This is a genomic window from Roseburia sp. OM02-15, assembly GCF_003481835.1.
GTDB lineage: Bacteria > Bacillota > Clostridia > Lachnospirales > Lachnospiraceae > Eubacterium_I > Eubacterium_I ramulus_A.
Map to the genome: position 1 here is coordinate 1 of NZ_QULX01000003.1, position 21,485 is coordinate 21,485.

6 protein-coding genes and 1 pseudogene are annotated in these 21,485 nt (G+C 40.3%); 2 read left to right on the forward strand and 5 right to left on the reverse strand.

Going from position 1 to position 21,485, the window contains the following annotated elements:
• Positions 1-148: 148 nt before the first annotated feature.
• Positions 149-1,048 (reverse strand): annotated as a pseudogene (locus DXB15_RS17195) (Cas9 endonuclease PAM-interacting domain-containing protein).
• A gap of 145 nt (positions 1,049-1,193) precedes the next feature.
• Positions 1,194-2,405 (reverse strand): helix-turn-helix domain-containing protein, encoded by a 1,212-nt coding sequence (locus DXB15_RS03565; protein WP_118702052.1) that lies wholly within the window; start codon positions 2,403-2,405, stop codon positions 1,194-1,196.
• 60 nt (positions 2,406-2,465) lie between these two features.
• On the opposite strand from DXB15_RS03565, the gene DXB15_RS03570 reads away from it, so the two are divergent.
• Entirely contained in the window at positions 2,466-2,720 is a 255-nt protein-coding gene (locus DXB15_RS03570; RefSeq protein WP_187119641.1) for a hypothetical protein, read from the forward strand.
• A gap of 171 nt (positions 2,721-2,891) precedes the next feature.
• Here DXB15_RS03570 and DXB15_RS16880 read toward each other — a convergent pair whose 3' ends face one another.
• The gene (locus tag DXB15_RS16880; protein WP_158582184.1) at positions 2,892-3,053 is read right to left on the reverse strand and encodes a hypothetical protein; all 162 of its coding nucleotides are present in this window, start codon (positions 3,051-3,053) and stop codon (positions 2,892-2,894) included.
• Between the two features lie 264 nt (positions 3,054-3,317).
• Here DXB15_RS16880 and DXB15_RS03575 point away from each other — a divergent pair, with 264 nt between their 5' ends.
• Positions 3,318-4,367, forward strand: coding sequence for a hypothetical protein (locus DXB15_RS03575; RefSeq protein WP_118702053.1), 1,050 nt, complete (start codon positions 3,318-3,320; stop codon positions 4,365-4,367).
• 142 nt (positions 4,368-4,509) lie between these two features.
• On the opposite strand, the gene DXB15_RS03580 is transcribed toward DXB15_RS03575, so the two are convergent.
• Together DXB15_RS03580 and DXB15_RS03585 are read right to left on the reverse strand one after the other, a co-directional pair.
• Positions 4,510-7,938 carry a hypothetical protein gene (locus tag DXB15_RS03580; RefSeq protein ID WP_147404756.1) on the reverse strand — a complete coding sequence of 1,143 codons (3,429 nt, stop codon included), beginning with the start codon at positions 7,936-7,938 and terminating at the stop codon, positions 4,510-4,512.
• Between the two features lie 69 nt (positions 7,939-8,007).
• Positions 8,008-21,480, reverse strand: coding sequence for an immunoglobulin domain-containing protein (locus DXB15_RS03585; protein ID WP_118702055.1), 13,473 nt, complete (start codon positions 21,478-21,480; stop codon positions 8,008-8,010).
• Between the last annotated feature and the right edge of the window lie 5 nt (positions 21,481-21,485).

Below are 21,485 nucleotides of genomic sequence, written 5' to 3' on the forward strand. Positions count from 1 at the left end.
TAAAAGAAAAATGGTGCTGGATATAACACCCAACACCAAGTTTGTCTACAGTCTGAGAGTTCTCCAAAGGAGAACTTTCCTATAAAGTAAAAAATCCCTTTGTAATTCCAATGAACTACAAAGGGATCTATAATCCGATAGTATAAATTCAATTTACAGAAAAGATATCAAAGGTGTAGTATCTGATACAATAATCATACCACATCATCTTGTAAATACCGGTAACAGATTGCTCGATCAGTTCAAGTTCTTCTGCCGCATTAATTTTTTTACTCATCTTTATAATACCACTTCCGTTGCCCCCTCCGATCTTTGACAAATTTACTCCCGTACTTTTTCTAAAATCAAGAAAGATCTGCATCAATACAGCGCATTGAGCCTCTACCTCCAATTTTAAAAATCTGTCGCGTCCTTTAATAATACAACTTCCTATCGCACCGCCTTTTTTGCGGAAGATTGAATTTTCATATTTTGAAATGATCAGATTATACAGAGCTATATTTTTTTCTTTTGAAATAATCTGCACTCCATTCCTGTCCTTTTTCACCAAAATAATGGATGTCACATGCTTTTTCTATTTTTTTACATAATACATGTATTCGTCCGGTAAACATAATTGAACTGCGCTTCGCAAATAAATTGAATTTTCTGATTTTCCGCCAAGATAATAATAAAATCCATTATATTTGACCAAGGATCCGCTTGGAATCATCCGTCTGATGATCTTAAAATCGGATACTTCCTTTTTATTTTCAAGCTGAAGCCTTTTGGAAAAATATCCGATAATCTGTTCATCTGACAAAGTTTCACTCATACCAAGGTATACCGGCAATGCTTCCAGACTCTTTACCGTTTTTTCTCCTACTTTATATTCAAGCAATGTATATCCGGAAACAGCGATGGATGTGTATCCTCCATATCTGGTAACATCCAGTCTTTCATCATTCATCTTGACCGGAATATAAGACTCTGCTTTTCTCTTGGCAGCTTTTTGGGCACTACAAATAGTAACCTTGTTCATAATACTTGGGAATGTGGACGGACTCATCCAACTGGGCCAGCCTTCAGACTTCTCGACCTGTTATCCACAAATAATCTGAACGAAATGGATTTTGTTATTTCCAAATAAAGTTAAGCAAAGAAATAACCGCATCTCACAACTTGCCAATTGTGAGATGCGGTTATTCTTTTACTTATTTTACATCCTGATTATTATCATCAAAAATAGCTGCCAGCAGAATTGCTGCTTTTGCTTTTTCCATAGATTTTCTGATTAAGTTCACCTCATCATTAATCACACTATCTGGTGCGCCAATTTCTTCCAGTGCTTCAAATCTGGAAACTCTGCTTTCCAGATCCACAAAACATTCATCTTCGCCACACTGAGAAAAACGTCCTCTATTGATATAACTTACTGCCTGCTCATACAATTTTTTATATCCAGAAGATATATATGTTTTTCTTTCCCACAAGTCCCGATTCTCCCAGGCATCCCATTTCATTTGTTTCTCCCAGAGATCAGGAAACAGATTTAATCCTATGTCAGAAATTAATTCAGAGGACAATGGTGTGATATGGTAAGTGTTATCCTGAACCGATACAATGATTCTATTATCATAATCCTCATTAACTTCTGACATCCCAAAAGAAGTGCGATATGATTTATAATCATATACCTTAACATACTTTCCTTCTGCCAGCGACCAGCCAATGTAATTATTTGTCCCATCATATTTCATCAGGTGACTGATCAATACAATCGGTTTAGAAAAGTTACCACAATACATGTTTCTGATTTCATTCTGCAATTTTTCATTAATATCCATGAGTCTTTTGAACAAAGTCTCTGTGCTTTCCGGTTGATGTGTGAAAACAGGTATAAACCGTGTTAAGAACAGAAAATCACTTGCTTTTGGCTTGTACATGCCATAGTCTCTGATTCCGTACACTGTAAGGCTCATTGAATCAAATAAGATCAGATAACTATTGGATGTGCAAAATTCTTCATCTATCTGTTCTGTTTCCTCATATTTGATGCCTACAGCCTGATCCATCTCTTTGTTGAAATCATTCCATTCCTGTACCACTGCATCTAATCCAACAAACACCTCTGTTGGCGCAGCTTTTTCATCTTTTACATTCATGGCACTGAAAATTGCTTTTTTCGGATCTTTTACTGTCTCCATTGCCTTTACGTCTTCCCCAAGCAATGTGCTAATGTCAACATGTAATTCTCGTGATAATGCTTCCAACGCATCTGGTTTTGTAGGTCTTTTTCCTTTCTCCCATCTCTTCAATGTATCAATGCAAACATGAAGCTTCTCTGCCAGTGCTGCTCTGCTTAATCCCTGTTTTCTTCTAATACTCTGAATATTTTTTCCAATACGTTCGTCAATAGTGTTCATGGCTATTTTCTCCTCTCATTGATGATACCATAATCATACATTACTGAATTTATTTTTCCAATGAGCTATTTTGGCCCCCTAGCAGAAAAAATGCCGGTACCTGTTTCCTATAAAAGTAATGATGCTATTTTATGCCAGCTTGCAAGAAAAGGAAAGATTAATATAGATAATCTCGAAAATTATAGAAAAGATATACGGAGAATTACATATAGTAAAGAACAGGAAGATCATGCAACGATATTAGTTACAGAATTAGTTGATAATGAATTATTTGTAAAACTTGTTTCAGATAAAACTGTGCATATTATTTTTTAGATTAAGTGAGTGCTTGTAGAAATACAGGCGCTTTCTTATAAAATATCAGCAAGATACGACAGCTAATCATTTTTTGCAACAAAAAACATATTTCTTGCATAATTTTCTTTAAAATGATATATTATATAAAAAGAGGACACTACCGATAGACGTTATGCCCTTGTCAAATAGTTACTTACTTAAAAATAGCAGCCAACTTTGCAGGAGGCGTCTATTTTTTTGCACTTTTTTGTCTGCTTTAGAACCAATGTCTTTTCCAAGAACATATCCAGCTCTGAAACAGCCACAGCAAAGCGTCAGCAATGCAATGACTATTCCAAGCATTGTTTCCATGGGAATCCCCCCCCTCAATAAATAAGAGGAATCTTGCAAGCCCTCTTCTCTACATCAAGGGCAACCGCCTACCGTATGGTAGTATCCGTATTTACGGCATATCATATCTCATCAAAAATTGCATTCTTTTTCATTATTTTCCCCTGTATCAGCTCAATATATGATAAAATAAATATTTAAGAAAAATATTCCCTTTTTGTTACGAAATACACGCTTTAAGACGTATTAATAATAAGGAATATTTTTAGGGGAAAGGAGATTCTTATGAAAGCTAAATTTGTCAGACTTTTATTATTGATTACGATCACAGCAACAACCTTGTCAATGACATCCTGTGGGAAAAGATCACAGGAAATGACACCAGCAAGTTCCGTTTCTGCGGAAAAAGAAACGGTTAGCTATAATTTTACCAGTGAAGACGTAAAATCTCTTCTTGATGATCTTTCAGACGTATATACTCTGGTTGGCACTGTCCCGGATGCTTTTAATTTTCAGCAGTCCGTGGTACAGTCTGTTGTCTGGAAAGATACACCAGATGTATCAATAGAAGGTGATTTATCCGGCATGTTGACAGTAACGGTCGATCCAGTTGCTTTACAGGCCGTCTTAGATGGTAAAATGAATCTTTCAGATGAGACAAGCTATGTTTCTTCTGATGAAACATATACCATTGATTACCCGGTCACTCTGCATGTGGTAAATGAAGCAGATACCGAAGCTCTTTATGTTGCCGGCACTGCTGTATTCGGATATGTCCCGCCTACAGATACCGTAGAAGGTAATAATCCGTCCGATAACGTATCTTCTAATGACACACCAGCAACTGATGCATCAGGACAAAATAATGCCAATGAGGGTGCTTCTAACGTGCGGAATCAGCAGACTGTCTCTGGAACACAGAGCAACACACCTGCTCCATCTAAAAAGCCTGCCAACAATACAACGTCGGCACCAAGTAACAACAGTAATTCCGGTAATTCAAATTCTTCCGGATCTACTACCACTACGCCTCAACCGTCACAGCCGGCTCATACACACAACTGGGTAGCACATACAGCTACCAGAACCGTTGTCGACCAGGATGCTTATGATGAACCGATCAGAAAAGAGCAGTGGGTTTGTAATGGATGCGGTGCTAGTTTCGATTCTGCATCTGCAGGTGTAACACATTTATATGATGCACATCCAGATGCACAAGAATATGTATGTATACGCAATGATGTGGTGGTGGGTTATAAGCACCATGATGCCGTTACCCATACCGAATCATATACTGATTACTACTACTGTACTGGATGCAACGCCACAAAATAACATTCTTTCATCTCATTTCTTTTCAAACACACAAAACCCCAGAGTTTTTAAAATCTCTGGGGTTTTGTGCTGTATTATTTTGAATACATATTATCGTTTATGCCTTTTTCATTTTAGCAGATACGTTTTGTATTTGCAATCTTTATCTTCCGATACAGGTCGGACAGGAATCATAGTCTGGTGTCCGGTATGTCACGGTTATTATCTGGGCATTATCACTGTATGGGTTATCATGCAGTGTACTGTCTGTTTCAGCAAGTACATACTCCTGATACTTAAATGTGCTGGCAGCAGTGTTGTCATTTACTGCCACTCTCACCAGTGTAGGGCGAACTGAATTGGAACTGATCTCAAAATCCGGAATCTCAATTTCAGTAACTTCCCATGTACCATTTGCGATATTTATCGTCTGGTGATATACAGCATCCCATTTTGATGTCGTGTAATTCCATTTCTGGACACTGATTACCGGAGATAATACTTCATCCGGATCAGTATAATTACCTGCCATACTGGAAACAGTTACAGACAGTCCAAGGTCGGTTTTTCCCGTCACAGATTTTGTCGGCACATAAGAAACATCTTCTACTTTCAGATTGCTTTCTGCCTTAAAAGTCTGGCAGTATTCATCATTGCCATCCCGCTTGATATTGCTCAGGTTGGCATCATGTGCATCCACAATCCGTCCGCAAACGGTGATATTTCCGCTGTTTACCGTTACGTCATCCGATTTTACACGAACCTGTGGAACCATTCCCGTTGATGCATTATATCCACTGTACAAAATAGAATCTGCAACTCCTGTCAGGGTTTTTATGATCGCACTGTTACCTTCTGGTATCTGGTTATAAGAAGTGACCTTGGTTCCTGCCGGAAGCTTATCATTATCGATTACTTTGATATTCATGGTTGGATAAGGATTAAAAATACTTCCTCCAACAAACCAACTCTGCTCTTTTCCTACCCCATAATGTCCGATGGAGAATCCAAAGTTCAGGGTTTCTCCAATATGAGGAATAAAGGTACGTTCATTTCCTTTACTGTCATAGAGGCTGACAGATTTCTCTACCTGCATCTCTGCTACGGTACAGGATATGGTTGCTATATACGGCTTTTTGTTCTGAACCATATACCACCACGTATCATTGATGTCATTTTCCAAGTCTGTATAATGTCGGTCTGCTACTGCATACTCAATGTAGATTGCTTCGCATTGTGTAGACATGCTTTCAGAAGCATATACCGGGTTATAATCTGGCTTTTTATCATATTTCAGTGGAGTATCCGATGAAAGGGTTCCCTGTCTAATAATCACCGAGTTTCCATTTCCATCCAGGTATTTTGACACCGTACCATCTGCATTTCTCTGACCTCTGTATATGATCCTGTAAATAGTCGGTTTCGGGATATAGATATTCTCAAATACACTCTGTTCAATCTCATAACGGATCTCGAATGTTTTCTCCCGGTCATAATAGCCAACGGTATCATCGGAGTCTTTTTTATTTGAAGTAGAGGTAACATCAACTTTCAGTACATTTTCCATCCGGTCATAAAATGTTACTTTGTTAAGCTGCATATCTGCCGGACTTGCTTTGAAGTGGGCGGTAGCCGTATCATCCGCTGTGATCCAGTAGTTTTCTTTCGCCTGCGTATGTTTCTGGGAAATATTGGCGCTTACATTCAGATAATTGGTATTATCTAAGAATAATGTGCCACCCGGAAGAGATTTATCTTTCCAGGTTTCTTCGTATTTTACCACAACAGGCTGCCGGTATACTACAGGTGGCGAATTTACTGTCAGTGTCGTTCCAGTCGCAGTCAGCGTACCGGAATATACTTTATTACCACTCTTTACCTGTGAAGCAAGACTTGTGGAATATAAAGTTGTATCAATTGCCGGATCACTGATGCTGTCTTTTCCGGAAGACTGCTCATAAGCATAACAGATATAGAAAAGCTCATTTCTCTTATATTCTTTCAGTACATTTCCATTTGCATCTTCCATCCAGATACGGGTACTGTCCGCTGTATCGCCCTGTTTCCAAGGCTGTTTTTTCTCAGCATTATAATCAGTAAACTTCATATCCATTTGGTCTTCAATGTTAAAGTAAATCAACAACTCATCATCGCACAGCTCATAGTTATCACCATTTTCCTGATACAGATATGGTACTTGTAGACCTATTGCACCATAATCCTGTGCCTGTGAAATATCTATTAACAGTCTTCCTGCAAATTCTGTTGTTGTCCATTTATAAGCACTTAGATTACCCGAAGTAAATGCTTGATCAGCAGTTAAGTGTCTTGTATCACCATACACAGTAGATGTTGTTGTTGCTGATCTTGCAGATATGTTTGAATTACCATAATACATACTTGTGGTACATTGTTGTGATGTATCTCTGCAATAAGCTGAATTTGCTGGTGTAGCAGAAGTATATCCACTATTTTTTGTTGCATACTTAAAAGTATATTTTACATAATACTTCCGACCTCTGTACAAGGTAGCCTGTGGACTTCGAATTTCTGTATCTGCATACAGATAATTCCCGTTCTCAAGCTGAGTAGAGGCAACCAGTTCATCAGAGCCAAGATCATAAATGTAGATCTTATTTGCAATCACATTACTGTTCTGCTCCTGCGGAATGATATATGTTCGATAATAGCACCAGTTAGCCCATGTGAGTCGAAGCGATACACTACCATCATAGATATTTCCATCAATCTCAATATACTCATTCCAGTATTGCCATGCTGTCTCTCCGGTATATCCTTTCTGGATGGCATAATACCTATAGTTTGCTCCAACTGTAGTGGTATTAAACCAGGTATCAAAGGTTTTCTTTGCAATTTCTGCATTTAAGTTGTACTGCGTCTTATAACCATCCGTGACAACGCTATTGCCACCTACTCTATCCAGCCTGTCAATATTGGAAACTACCTGCGTACTGTCTCGGTCTGATGGGATTTTATATGTTTCCGGCATTTCTTTATGAGTTTTGATATCAATGAAATGATAGGTACTCATACCTTTCCCATTATAAGAACTTGCCTTGTGATTGTCCGAAAGGAAGAATGGGTTTGTTACTACATCGCCATAGGTCGTATATCCCAGATATCGGAACTCTACCATATTACCATCGGTCAGGATGAAATGTGCCTGCCATCTGGTGTTGATACTACTGTTACCGAATGCATCTTCGGAATGGTATTTGACAGAGTAAGGCGCAATACCTGATGTATTATAAAAGAAGCCTGCCGTACTCATGATATTACCAAGTTTCTGATTCCTGTTTGGGGCAAAATTAAACATCGCATTCTGCTTCTGCTCCGTGGATGCTGCACTGTTATACGGCAGCAGGACCGTAACCCTTTCATATGATCCTTTATAGTAAATATTTCCTTTAGAATCAGAGAATCTTGTACCGGCCGCATTTAATGACGTCATGGTTTCCGCATGAGCCACTTCTGTGTGAGTAAATAATGTAGCAGCGATCAGCAGCGACAGGATTACACACAGACGGATACAGTTCTTTATTAAATTTTCACTTTTTAATTTTACCATCATTTCTCCTCTCTCTTTCCTTTTGGAAAGACTTACGATGCAGTGCCCCTGCACCGTAAGCCTGCTATGCTGTTACTGAAGAATATGTGTATGGATGTCATTGTTTGCCAGAATGTTCAGTTCGAAGCTCATACATGCCTGTAAGGAACCATTGGAGCTTCCGCCTGTACTTCCATAGTGCTTGCTGGTGTAGCCTTTCACAAACTTGCCATAAGCATCTGTTCCAGCTTCCCAGTCATATCCATACCAGATTGGACTTGTGATTGTCACGATATAAGTATTCTCACCATTGGAATTGAACGCATTTTCTTTCGTGTAAACCTTTCTTTCCGGATTACCCTCATATACTTCACGTTCTCTCAGTTCAAACACTTTGGAAGAATTGTCCCAACGCTTCTCAAGAGTCATATCAGCAAGATCTTCATCTCCGCCATTTTCTTCTTTTGTGAGCAGACTGTTGGTTTTCTCCAGTGTGACAAACGTTTTATCTGTCGCATCAGAATCAAAGTTAACCTTTGCTCCTGTTGCTTTGTTTGTTGCTGTCAGATACAGGATATCCGGATTCTTGATCGGTGTTACAAGCGGATATACTGTACTGTAGGTATACTCAATCTCCCCTGTGGTATCATTTTTGTTCTCATGCTCCCAGATGTTGGAAGATAAGACGCTTTCAATATTACTTGCACGATTCGTGTAGTAATTTGTGTATACCTTCAGTTCGAATCCGTAACCTGCCTTGATGTCAACTTTCTTACGTTCATTTATGTTTTCGGTGACATCAACCCATCCATCCGTTTCCGGGGATGTATTTTCCGTATTGGTGGAACGGAAATAAAGTTTTTCAATCTTGTAAACTTCTTTGAAACTGATCCATCCATTATTGCCCGGATATTTGATCGTTACATTTTCGTCTACAGAGATTGGAACCTGTGCGCTGACCGTTACATCATTTTCCGTATATTCAACGGTTACAAATGTCTGGCCGCTTGTGATCGGTGAGCCTTTGATCACATAATCAGTTACAGTAGCCTCTTCACCGTTGTTATAAACCGCGGTTACTACCATTCCCTTTGTATCAAATACCTCTCCGATACCATATACCTTCTTATCTGGCTGTACATCAATTCTAAGAACTGCCAGTGTCGGTTTTGCTCCCGGTACCGTAAAGCCTGCACTCTTTCCTCTGTAGGTTGCTACAAAGTAATTGTCTGTAACAGAAGATGTTACTTTGGTGGAATCAACGCTTACTTCCGGATCATCTCCGGTGATTGTCTTTGTTGTTCCATTATTGTATGTCACATAGATACGGACATCGGAAACACTGTAATCAGATCCTTTCGGAACTGGTTTTCCAACATATTCTGCACTAATGGATGCAACCGATTTTTCGGTAACGGTAATCGTTTTTGTAATGGTCTCATGTGTCGTAGCACGTTCAGCTGTGATCACAATCTGTCCTGTATTTCCGTCAAAGGTTTCCAGTAACAGTTTGTTGTGCTCTGCATCAACGGTAAGCTTATTTTTCACTCCAGACGTTGTAAACTGTACATTTTTGCAGTCGTTGACATCCAGTGTAAGGGAATCACCCTCTGTTACGGTAGAACGTCCTGTGATGGCAAGTCCATCATAAACGACCAGTTTTATATCTGAACTGTAGACAGTTCCGGTATCATTCGTAACGGCGATCCGGTATTTGTTTCCATTCATCTTGGAGGAAACTTTACGCAGTGTTCCACGATAGCTGTGGGAACTTGTCTGGCTGCTGGCTGAAGCTCTGCTGCCCGGTGCAGCTGCCGATACATTATCTGTACCATACTCCACTTCATCCACAGTAACATCGTTCCAGTTTCCATTTACATTCTGTTGCAGTTTGTAAGTATAGGAATCTGCGTTGCCTGCTTCCGTAATTTCTGCCATAAATACGGCATCGCCACCATTTACAGCAGTTATTTCTGTATCTACAGACAGAACCGGCAAATATTTTACTGTCAATGTTCCGGTAGCACTCTCACTGGTTCCACCTGCATTGGTGATACGGCACTGGTACTGATAACCATCCATGTATTTGCTTACTTTTGCTGCTTTGTAATTCTTTGCCGTAGCACCATCAATGACACGCCATGGACTTCTTGCATTTACCCTGTAATACCACTGGTAGGAATATGTACCATCATCACCATCTAATGATAACTGGAATGTTGCATCATTTCCGGCCTTTACCGTTACATCATTAACAGTTCCTACTTTTGGAACAGTGTAAACGGTCATGGTACCAACTTTGGAGGTAACTTCACCTGCCCGGTTTGATACGACGCAATAGAAATTGCTTCCATTCATATCTTCCGTCACGTAATCAATCTCATACGTTTCGTTGGTTTCTCCTGAGAGGATCTTTCCGTCCCGATACCACTGATAAGAGTATGTCTGCGGATAGCCTTCTGATTTGATGCGTACTGTAAATTCTGCGCTGTCCCCTTCTTTTGCTGCTGTATTATAAGCACCTTCCAGCGTTGGAGTATGGTATACCACGATCCTTGCAGGAACGGAATATACGCTGCCGGCATCCGTACTAACTTCACACCGGTATTCTTTTAAATTATAGCTTCTGTCTACACCTTTCAGTGTCAGTTTGCTATAGGTTGCATCCTTTACAGCAGTCCAGGTTCCGTCATATCCATCTCTTTCATACCACTGATAACGGTATGATGATGGATTTCCATGTGTCACGATATCGACATTCATCTCAACCGTTGTACCACCTACCGGTATATCCTTTTCATACAGGTATACATCCCCACTTGATGTGATCACAGGTTTATAATCTACAGACACTTTTGCGGTCTTACTGTTTACAGTTCCCGCTTTATTTGTGACTGCCACGTAGAAGATTGCTTCGGCATAATCATTGGTTGCCGTAAACGTATAGGTATCACTGGTTGCGCCCTCGATCTTCTCCCAGGAAGAATATGCATTCTGCTTGATGAACCACTGGTAGGTATATTCAGCCGGATTACCGTCTTTTACGATAGCCGTCTTAAAGGTTGCCGTACCGTCTTTGTCAGCTTTTGCATCTTCCGGATCTTTGATCTCTGGCAGATAATACATGGACAGTTCTACTTCGTTAGATTTCACTGTTCCAGCTTTATTTGTTACCGTATAGTAATAGGTATCACCGATCATATCCCTTGTCGGATCTTCGATAACATATTCTGTTCCAGTTGCTCCTGAAATCGCTTTTCCATTTTTGTACCACTGATATGTGTACTCATCCGGATTTCCATCCTTTTTGATTGATACACTGAATGCATGTGATTCATGTTCAATCAGGGGTTCATTGACCAGTTTATCAAGTTCTGGCAGGTAATATACCGTAAGAGTTGCTTCATTTGTTGTTACGGAACCACTGTCATTTGATACTGTACAGGAATATTTGCTTCCATCATCAGATGCTTTTGCATTTGTTACCGTATAAGAATCAGACGTTGCACCAGAGATTGCTTCTCCATTTCTGTACCACTGATATGTATATTTTTCTGGTGATCCATGCTGTTTGATCTGTACTTTAAAGGTTGCATTTTCTCCCTGTTTCACTGTGATATCTTCCAGATCTTTCAAAACAGGTGTGGCATGTGCAACAAAAGTCGATGGATTTGTAACCACTGTACCTGCCTGGTTCGTTACCACACATCTGTACTGGTATCCGTTCATCTCTTTGGTTACCATATCAATATTTAAAGTTTTGGTAGTCATTCCGCTAATCTCTTCAAAATTAGCACCGCCATCCTTACTGATCTGCCACTGATACTGGTATTCTTTCGGATTACCCTCTTCTGTGATTTTTACATCCTCTTCAAACGGATAACCGATATGACCATCCATCTGTGCATTGAGTTGGGCACTCATTGGCCAGTATACATATAAGTATGCTTCATTCGTATAAGTGTCTCCTGCAAGGCTTGTTACACGGCAACGGTATCTGTTCTTATGCATTGTCCTGTCAACACCTGGCAGATACAGTACCGTTGAATCACTCTGAACATCTGTCACTTCATGCCATACATCCTGAGTTACTTCCTCTTCTGTCTGGTATAACCACTGATACAGATAGTGTTCTGGATTTCCTGGAACAGTTACTGCAGTTTCGAATATTGCACTCTCCCCTTCATATACATGCTGTATCGTGATCTCTTTGAGGCTAGGTACATAATATGCGGTAGCTGTTGCTATTCTTGAATCCACACTTCCGGCTGCATTGGTCACACGGCAGAAGAACTGATAACCGTGGATGTATTTTGTGATATTGTTTATGTCAAGGTTCTGTGTTGTTACACCTGTACTCTTCCATGACTCCTCTTCGTTTTCACGGTAGAACCATTCATAGGTGTACTCATTTGGGTTACCCGGTGTCATTACACTGCTTTCAATCGTCACGCTTGGGGCCTCTTTCTCCGGATCAATGGAAACATTGAAATCAGCCGGAAGGTTCGGATCTAATTCAGGCAGATAATACACGGTCAATGTCGCATGTCTGGATTCTACCGAACCTGCAGCATTTGTTACGATACAATAATAAGTGTACTGATCACGTTCTTTTGTGAGTTTTTCTATTGTATAGGAACTATTGGTTGCACCTTTGATTATTGCTCCTGTCTGTTCTCCCGCTTTCGCTTCGTACCACTGATAGCTGTACTCAGCCGGGTTTCCGGAAATACTAATGGATGTTTCAAAGGTTGCACTGTCTTTTCCGTCTACCAATTCTGTTGCAATGGCATCTTTTGGATAAGAGGAATCAAGAGTTGGCAGCCAGTGTACAGTAAGTTTTGCTTCTTTTGATCTTACAGATCCTACTTCATTACTTACTTTACAATAATAGTAACTCTCATGGTCCTCTCTGCTTACCTGATAAGTATATTCGGATGCTGTTGCCCCACTGATCTCTATCCAGTCATTGCTTCCGGAAGTTCTTCGATACCACTGGTATTCATACTTATCCGGATTTCCTTTTACAGAGATTGCCACATCAAAGACTGCTTTTTTGCCTTCGATCACAGTTGTATCCTGTGGTTTCGTGCTATCCAATACTGGAACATATTTTACGTCCAGCAATGCATGTCTGGATTCTACTGATCCACGTTTATTTGTCACTACACAATAGTAATATGTCTGGTCATCATCCTTGGTAACCGATTTCTTTGTGTAAGAACTGCTTTTTGCACCACTGATGGCAGTTCCTTTGGCTGTAGCATTTTCCGCTTTATACCACTGATAACTGTACTCGGCCGGATTTCCATGTTCGGAAATATGCACCTCATAGGTTGCATCATAACCTAAACGTAAGGTAACATCCATCGGATAGTCATCATGCAGGATTGGAACATAATCAACCGTCAGTGTTGCTTTTCTGGATGTAACGCTTCCTGCACCATTGCTTACTACACAATGGTATTTATACTGGTTCATTCCCGTCTTAACATCCTTGCCCGGAATAGTAAGGGTTGCATCGGTACTTCCACTCATGATTGCATCATTACAGTACCACTGGTAATTGTACTTCGCTGGATTTCCCGCTGTAGCAATATTTACCTTAAATGTTGCATCATTACCATCAAACACTTCAAGGTCTTTTGGATATGCAGTATCTAAAATTGGTTTATATTTTACGGTTAATGTTGCGGTTCTCGATATACTACTTCCTTCTCTGTTTGTTACCACACAGTAATACTGCGACTGATTTAATGCTGCATTCGTCTTTACTGAATAACTGCTTGCTGTTGCTTTATCAATCTTTCCTGCCATTGCAGAAGCACTTGCCTTTTTATACCACTGGTAAGTATAGCTTGCCGGATTTCCCGGGGAACTGATCTTTACAGTGAAAGTAGCAGTTTCCCCGTCAATTTTGGTAACATCCTGCGGATAAGACGCATCCAGTTCCGGACGGTAATATACCGTAAGTTTAGCAGCTCTTGATGTCACCTGATCCGAATATGATTTCGTTGCGACACCATTAAAGCCCTGTTTTGTGTAACCGACTACACAGTAATAATAAGTGTTATTCTGTGCTTTTTTCGCCGTAAATGTATAGGTTGCCTTTGTGGCTCCGTCAATCTTGGTTCCGTTTGTATTGGAATCATTCTTACTTGTGTACCACTGATACCAGTAATCTGCAGGGTTTCCTGCCGTACTGATAGATACATTGAAACTGATCTGTTTGTTCTGGTCCGTTGCCACATCCTGCGGATAATCTGCGTTCAGCACTGGGGTATAATATACCGTCAATTGTGCTTCACGGGATTTTACATCTCCGGCTACATTAGTAACGATACAGTAGTAACGGTAACCATTCATCGACCAATCTACATTTTCTTTTGTATATGAGCTTTGTACTGCTCCGGCAATGGCTTTTCCACCGCCTTCTGCAATTGTCTTCTCATACCACTGGTAGCTGTATTCAGCAGGGTTACCATTCTGACTTACAGAAATATCAAATTTTGCATTTTCTGTTTCACCAACAGAAACATCCTTCGGATAATCTGTATTCAGTTTTACTTTATACTGTACATTCAGTTTTGCAGCACGGCTGGTCGCTGAACCACCATTATTTGTTACAACACAGTAATAGTATGTGTTATTGATGCCTTCGGTAACCTGTTCTCCCGGAATTGTATAAGTAGCTTTCGTTGCTCCGGCAATGGCTGTTCCACTACTGTTTGCATTGGTAGTGTTCTTATACCACTGGTAAGTTGGGGTGGATGTACCTTCAATAAACAAAGTTACTTTAAATGTTGCATCATTTCCTGCAATTACCGTTACATCTTCTGGAGTATTCGGATCAATCTCTGCCGGATACAATACAGTAAGCACTGCATCTCTGGATGTAACAGAACCTGCGCTGTTTGTTACTACACAATGGTATCTGGAACCATCCAGTGTTTTTGTAGATGCATTAAATTTGTAGATTGCATTTGTTGCACCTGTTACAGCAATATCATCTTTATACCACTGGTACTGATAGCTGTTTGGATTACCTGCTGTAGAGATCTTCACTTCAAATGACGCTTCTTTTGTCACCTGTACTGTCAGATCCTTCGGATAGGTGCTGTCTAATACCGGTTTATAGTATACCGTAAGGGTTGCTTCCCTTGATGTAACCGTTCCTGCAATATTTGTTACTTCACATTTAAATTTTGCACTGTTCCATGCATTTCCAAGCTGTGCTGTAGTTGCAGATGCATTTGTCTGGCTGACCCATGTCGTCCAGTCTTTATCAGATGCTTTTTTGTAATACCACTGATAGCTGTATTCAGCCGGATTTCCTGCGGTGCTGATCTTTGTCTCAAAAGTAGCACTTTCTCCGGACTTAATGGTTACGTCTTTCGGATAATCCGTATTTAATGCCGGAACATACTGTACCGTTAATTTTGCTGCACGACTTGTTACCGTTCCTACAATATTTGTTACATTACAGTAATAATAAGTATTGTTCTGGTTCTTAGCTGCACTGCTGATCTTATAAGTAGCATCTGTTGCACCGGAAATTGCCGTACCATTACTGTTTGCATTTGTTGTGTTCTTATACCACTGATAGGTATATGATGCCGGGTTACCCGGTGAACTGATGGCAACTGTAAAGGATGCAGATGCATTTTCTTTTACAGTAACATCTTTTGGCATGGAATCATCCAATACCGGAGTACAGTTTACGGTCAGGAGTGCTTTTCTGGAAGCTACACTGCCTGCGCGGTTTGTAACTGTACAATAATAATATTTTGCATTATCTGTCTTTTCCAGAGTAGGTGTCACATAAGATGCACTGGTCTCTCCGGAAATTGCATTACCACCTGCTGTTGCAGATGATGTCTTATACCACTGATACTGGTAACTGTCTGGATTTCCGGCTGTTGTAATTTTTACATTAAAGGAAGCCTTATCTCCAACATTCTTTGTAACATCTGCCGGATTGCTACTATCTAAAGTCGGTTTCCAGTATACCGTGAGTTTTGCTGCTCTTGATGTCTTACTGCCGGCTTTATTTGTGATAATGCAATAATAATACGTATTATGACTGTCTCTTCGAACATTTGCCATTGAGTAGCTTGCACTCGTTGCACCGGAAACTGCTGATCCGCTTGTGTTATCATTTGCTGTATTCTTGTACCACTGGTAGGTATAGGTTGCCGGATTTCCTGCGGTACTGATACCAATCTCAAAAGAAGCATTCTGGCCCTCGTTGATCGCAACATCAGATGGTTTGGACGCATTTAAGACCGGTGTGTACAGTACCGTCAACTGTGCAGCTCTGGAACTTGTTATTCCTCCTGCATTTGTTACTTTACAGTAATAATAACTTCCATTCTGGAGAACGCTTGTCTGGTTAATTGTATAACTCTTTGCTGTTGCTCCATTAATAGCCACCCAGCTATCCGATGCACTGATCTTTGAATACCACTGATATGTATAAGTTGCTGGTACTCCATCTTTTGCAATCACGACATTGAACGTCGCACTCTGTCCCGCAACAACCGTTACATCGTTTGGTTTATTGCTATCCAGCACAGGTGGTATATATACGGTCAGTTTAGCAGATCGGCTTGTGACTGATCCGCCTGCATTTGTAACAGTACAGTAATAATACGAACCATTCATTGCCTCGGTGGTTGCGCCTGTCGTATATTTTGCACTATTGCTGTTGCTGATCGCACTTGCTGATGCAGATGCGTTTGCTTTGGAATACCACTGGTAAGAATAACTTGCCGGGTTACCTGCTGTTGAGATTTTCACCTCAAACATTGCTGTATTTCCAATTACTACAGAAGTATCCTGCGGATAAGTGGAATTTAATATTGCCGGGTACTGTACCGTAAGTGTTGCTGTACGGCTTGTTACTGTTCCACCTGCATTTGCAACGGTACAATAATAAGTATATCCGTTCATCACCTTTGTGGTTGCAGGTGTCGTATAGCTTGCAGATGTCGCACCATTTACTGCGGAGCCGTTCTGATACCACTGGTAAGAATAGCTTGCCGGATTTCCCGCTGTGGAAATTTTTACTTCAAATGTTGCTTTCTTGCCACTCACTACGGATGCATTTTTCGGATAATTGCCATCTAAAACTGCCGGGTACTGTACTGTCAACGTTGCAGTACGACTTGTCACTGTTCCACCTGCATTACTTACCGTACAATAATATTTATATCCATTCATGCCTTTCGTGGTTGCTGCTGTTGTATAGCTTGTAGATGTCGCACTACTGATTGTGGAACCGTTCTGATACCACTGGCATGTATAGCTTGCCGGGTAACCGGCTGCTGAAATACACACTTCGAAAGTCGCCGTCTTTCCAACCACAACAGTCTTATCCTGGGGGTAAGATGCATTCAACTGAGGTTTATAATTAACCGTCAGTTTTGCGGCACGGCTTGTCACCGTTCCTGCTGTATTTGTAACGGTACAATAAATATAGGTACCATTATCACTGCTTGCAGTTGTTCTGTTATATGTGGATGCCGTTGCACTGGAGATTGCACTACCGCCACTGTTTGCATTCTTGGAATTGATATACCACTGGTAAGTATAGCTTGCCGGATTTCCTGCGGTTGAGATACTTACTGCAAAAGATGCTGTTCCACCTGCTGATACGGTTACATCCTGTGGATATGCTGAATTTAATATCGGTTTATAGTACACGGTCAGTTTCGCTGCTCTGGAATATACTGATCCTGCCGCATTGCTAACCTGTGCATAATAATAAGTGTTATTGATATCCTTTGTTACGGAAGATCCTGCAATTGTATAAGTAGCTGAATTTGCAGAAGAAATTGCACTTCCTCCACTATTCGCATTTTTACTGTTCTTATACCACTGATAGGTATATGATGCCGGGTTGCCTGCCGTAGAGATATTTACGGAAAAGCTTGCTGCATTTCCAGAGATAGCATTTACATCTTTCGGGTATGCACTGTTCAATACTGGAACGTACTGTACTGTTAATTTAGCTGCACGACTGGTTCTTGAAAAATCTGCCAGACTTCCAACTTTATTTGTTCTAACAATACAATAATAGTATGTTCCATTTAAGGATTTTGTAACGGAAGATGCTGCAATCGTATAAGATGAACCTGTTGCACCTGAGATTGCTGAACCATCGCTGTTGGAATTACTTGTATTTTTATACCACTGATAAGAGTAGCTTGCCGGATTTCCTGCGGTTGAGATACTTACTGCAAAACTTGCGGACACCCCAACATTTACCGTTACATCTTTCGGGTAAGATGCATTCAGTGTCGGCGCATAATATACCGTCAACGTAGCCTCTCTTGAGGTAACGGAGTTCGTATATGTTCCTGATGTTTTAGATGCACTTTGTGATACCGTACATTTAAACTTACTTTTATTCCAGGATGCTGGCATAGCAGATGTTGTCGCAGACGCAGATGTTGCTCCACTCCATTTCGTCCATGATGCCCCTGGCTGTGCATAATACCACTGGTATGTATAATTTGCCGGGTTTCCTGCGATCGAGATACTTACTGCAAAAGTTGCTGTTGATCCTTCATTGACAGCTGTATCTTTCGGATATGCACTGTTTAAGACTGGTGCATAATAAACAGTCATCGTTGCCTGGTTCGATGTAACAGTAATCAGATCTGCTTCTGTACTGGATGTTACATATGGAGTAATTACGCAATATACCTGATGTCCGTTCATACCACTGCTTGCTGTCACGGAATAGGTCTGACTCGCTGCACTCTGACCTGTTTTCGTGGAAACAGCAGATCCATTTCTGTACCACGTAATATTATAATAAGGATAATTTCCTTTATTTGTAATATTTACAGTAAATGATGCCGTATCTCCTGCCCCAACAGCTATATTAGACGGGCCAGAAAGTGTCGGCGGATAATATACCGTAAGGGTTCCTGCAGATGATGTCGTAGTAAGGTTTTCTGAACTCTGTTTTACAACCACGCGGAATTTATAGCCGGTAATATTTTTTGTACAGTTTGATACATTGATTGTATATGCACTGCTTGTCGTTGTTTTTGTGATCGTGCTTGAACCAAGTGTACTTCCCAGTGTATTCCATGTGGAACCACCATTAGAAGAATACTGCCATTCATAACTGTCTGGTGCCGGAACGCCTGCTGTCGATACCGTAACGCTGAATGTAGCTGTCTTGCCGGATTTCACTGCCTGATTGGAAGGTCCAGTCAATACCGGTCTGGTAGCTTTTACAGTTAAAGTAGCAACTCTTGATGTTCTATAACCTGTATATGCAAATCTGTAATCATTACTATAAAGGCTAACGGCACACATATATTTTTTACCGTTGAAATTTTTTGCTAACAGGTTTGAAATACTCAGTCTTGATGTTGTGGCTCCTGTATAATTTGATCCACTCACTGCCCGGTAAATATTTTTATCACTTCCAAGAACGATTCTGACACGTCCAGAAGTAAAATGTTTTCCGCATTTCGAACATAATACATAGGTCTGTGAGCAATCAGAACATGTATATGTATAATCAGATGCACTCTGGCCACACCAAGGACAGGTATAGGTTCCTGTGCTTGTCGCACTGGAAGGGAAACTGGAATGAACAGAATTGTCTTTCACAAGCCACTGATATTTATAACTGGTCGGATTTCCTGCGGTGCTGACACTTACAGAAAACGCTGCTGTTCCTCCAGATGCTACGGATGTATCCTGCGGATAACTGCTATTTAATACTGGAAGATATTGTACATCCAATTTTGCACTGGCACTCTGCACAGATCCTGCCGCATTTGATACAACACAATAATATTGATTTCCGTTATTGGCTTTAGTTATACTTCCCGCAGAAAGTTCAAGATAACTTGTTGTTGAAGATGTACTTGAATCTGTTTTCAGGACAGTGGAACTACCGGTTTTATACCACTTATAAGTGTAACTTGCCGGTGAACCCGCTGTTGAAATTTTTGTATAAAAACGTACGGTTGAGGAACTACCTGTTGAGCTGCCGGAAGATGTTGTATAAGTAAAGTAGCCTGGATATGTATTACCCTCCTTAATGTAAGCATAACCAGTTTTTGGATAATTGCTATCCAGAGCCATCGCAATTCCAATTTTGTAAGTCTTATTTGCATTTGTAAGTGCTGCTTCTACTCCGGAAGACGTATACACATACGCCTGTGAATAGTAATTTCCTACGGTGTTGCCGTGGCTTGATGTATACACTGTAAAAGCATTACTGCTCTGTTTGCCAGAACGAACTGCTGTTGATGATCCTCTGGAAACTGCATAGGTACTCAGATCATAGTTTGCAATACCTGTCGTACTGCTTGGATTAACCGTTACCTTTGCTGATGTACCAGTAACATTGCTGATTGATAATGAACCAGACGGTATCGGATATACCTGTATTGCTGCATTTCCAAGGTCATATGCAGGATCACTATAAGTTCCTCCAGGTCCAATATTATAAGCTGTATAAGCAACCCTGTATTTATTGACACCGACTGTAGACGAGGACAATCCCGATAATGTCAATGTTTTAGAATTAGCGCCAGACACCGTACATCCCAATGCGCTAAAATATCCATTTGACAGGTTTCCTATATTAGACCATGGATTATTACCATATCTCCATTGTATCGTCTGTGTACATTTATCTGGAACAGAACCCAATACAGTGCTGAATACTGCGTTTTTACTATTCCATGTATAATAGTCCTGGATTTGGCTCGTAGTAGGTTTCCATGGTTTAATATTTATGTATCGTCTTGTAGACTCCGTATATACGCCATTCCCGTTTGAATTAAAATACCATACACAACAAGAAATAATCGTTCCATCACGATAATAGTATATATATGGATCTCCTGTAGTTACCGAAGATGATCCATAGCATACCGAACCTACACTTCCTGTTTGTTTGGATGTCCATTCCCACCAGTTTCCACCATAAAGGCTATTCTCCTTAATCCACCATCTATAATTAAGTCCACTTACTTTTCTATAATTAGATACAGAAGTAGTAAATGATGCTCTTGTTCCATTATCTACTGTCTGATCTCCTGTGATTGAAACGGAAGGAGCCTCTGTAGTTGTATACAAATCTTTATACGCAGTACCATCAATTTTATAATCTGAACCAGCAGTATATGTTTTACCATTATTACCTTTAAACGATTCCAATCGAAATCCATATAAACATTGTCTTTGTGCTGTGGTTCTTCCCCATACACGGTTTTTGGAACCGGAACTTCCACTATAATCAACCCAACTTTCTCCATTTCCTGTATATGATCCGGCAATCCAAACTCCAACCTTTGTATTACTACTTGCCCATACACTAACAGATCCAGTATCAACCCATACACATGCAGCTTTATTATTATGCTGGCCCCAGTCAAGATATGCTACACAAGAATTATTGTTGTAAACAAAAGCTTTTGCTTCCACCGAATTGAATTTCACTCCAATAAAAATGAAAAAAGCAAATCCACATAAGATTAACAGTTTTTTGTATTTGTAATATAATTTTAAAACATTTTCAACTTTCATTACTC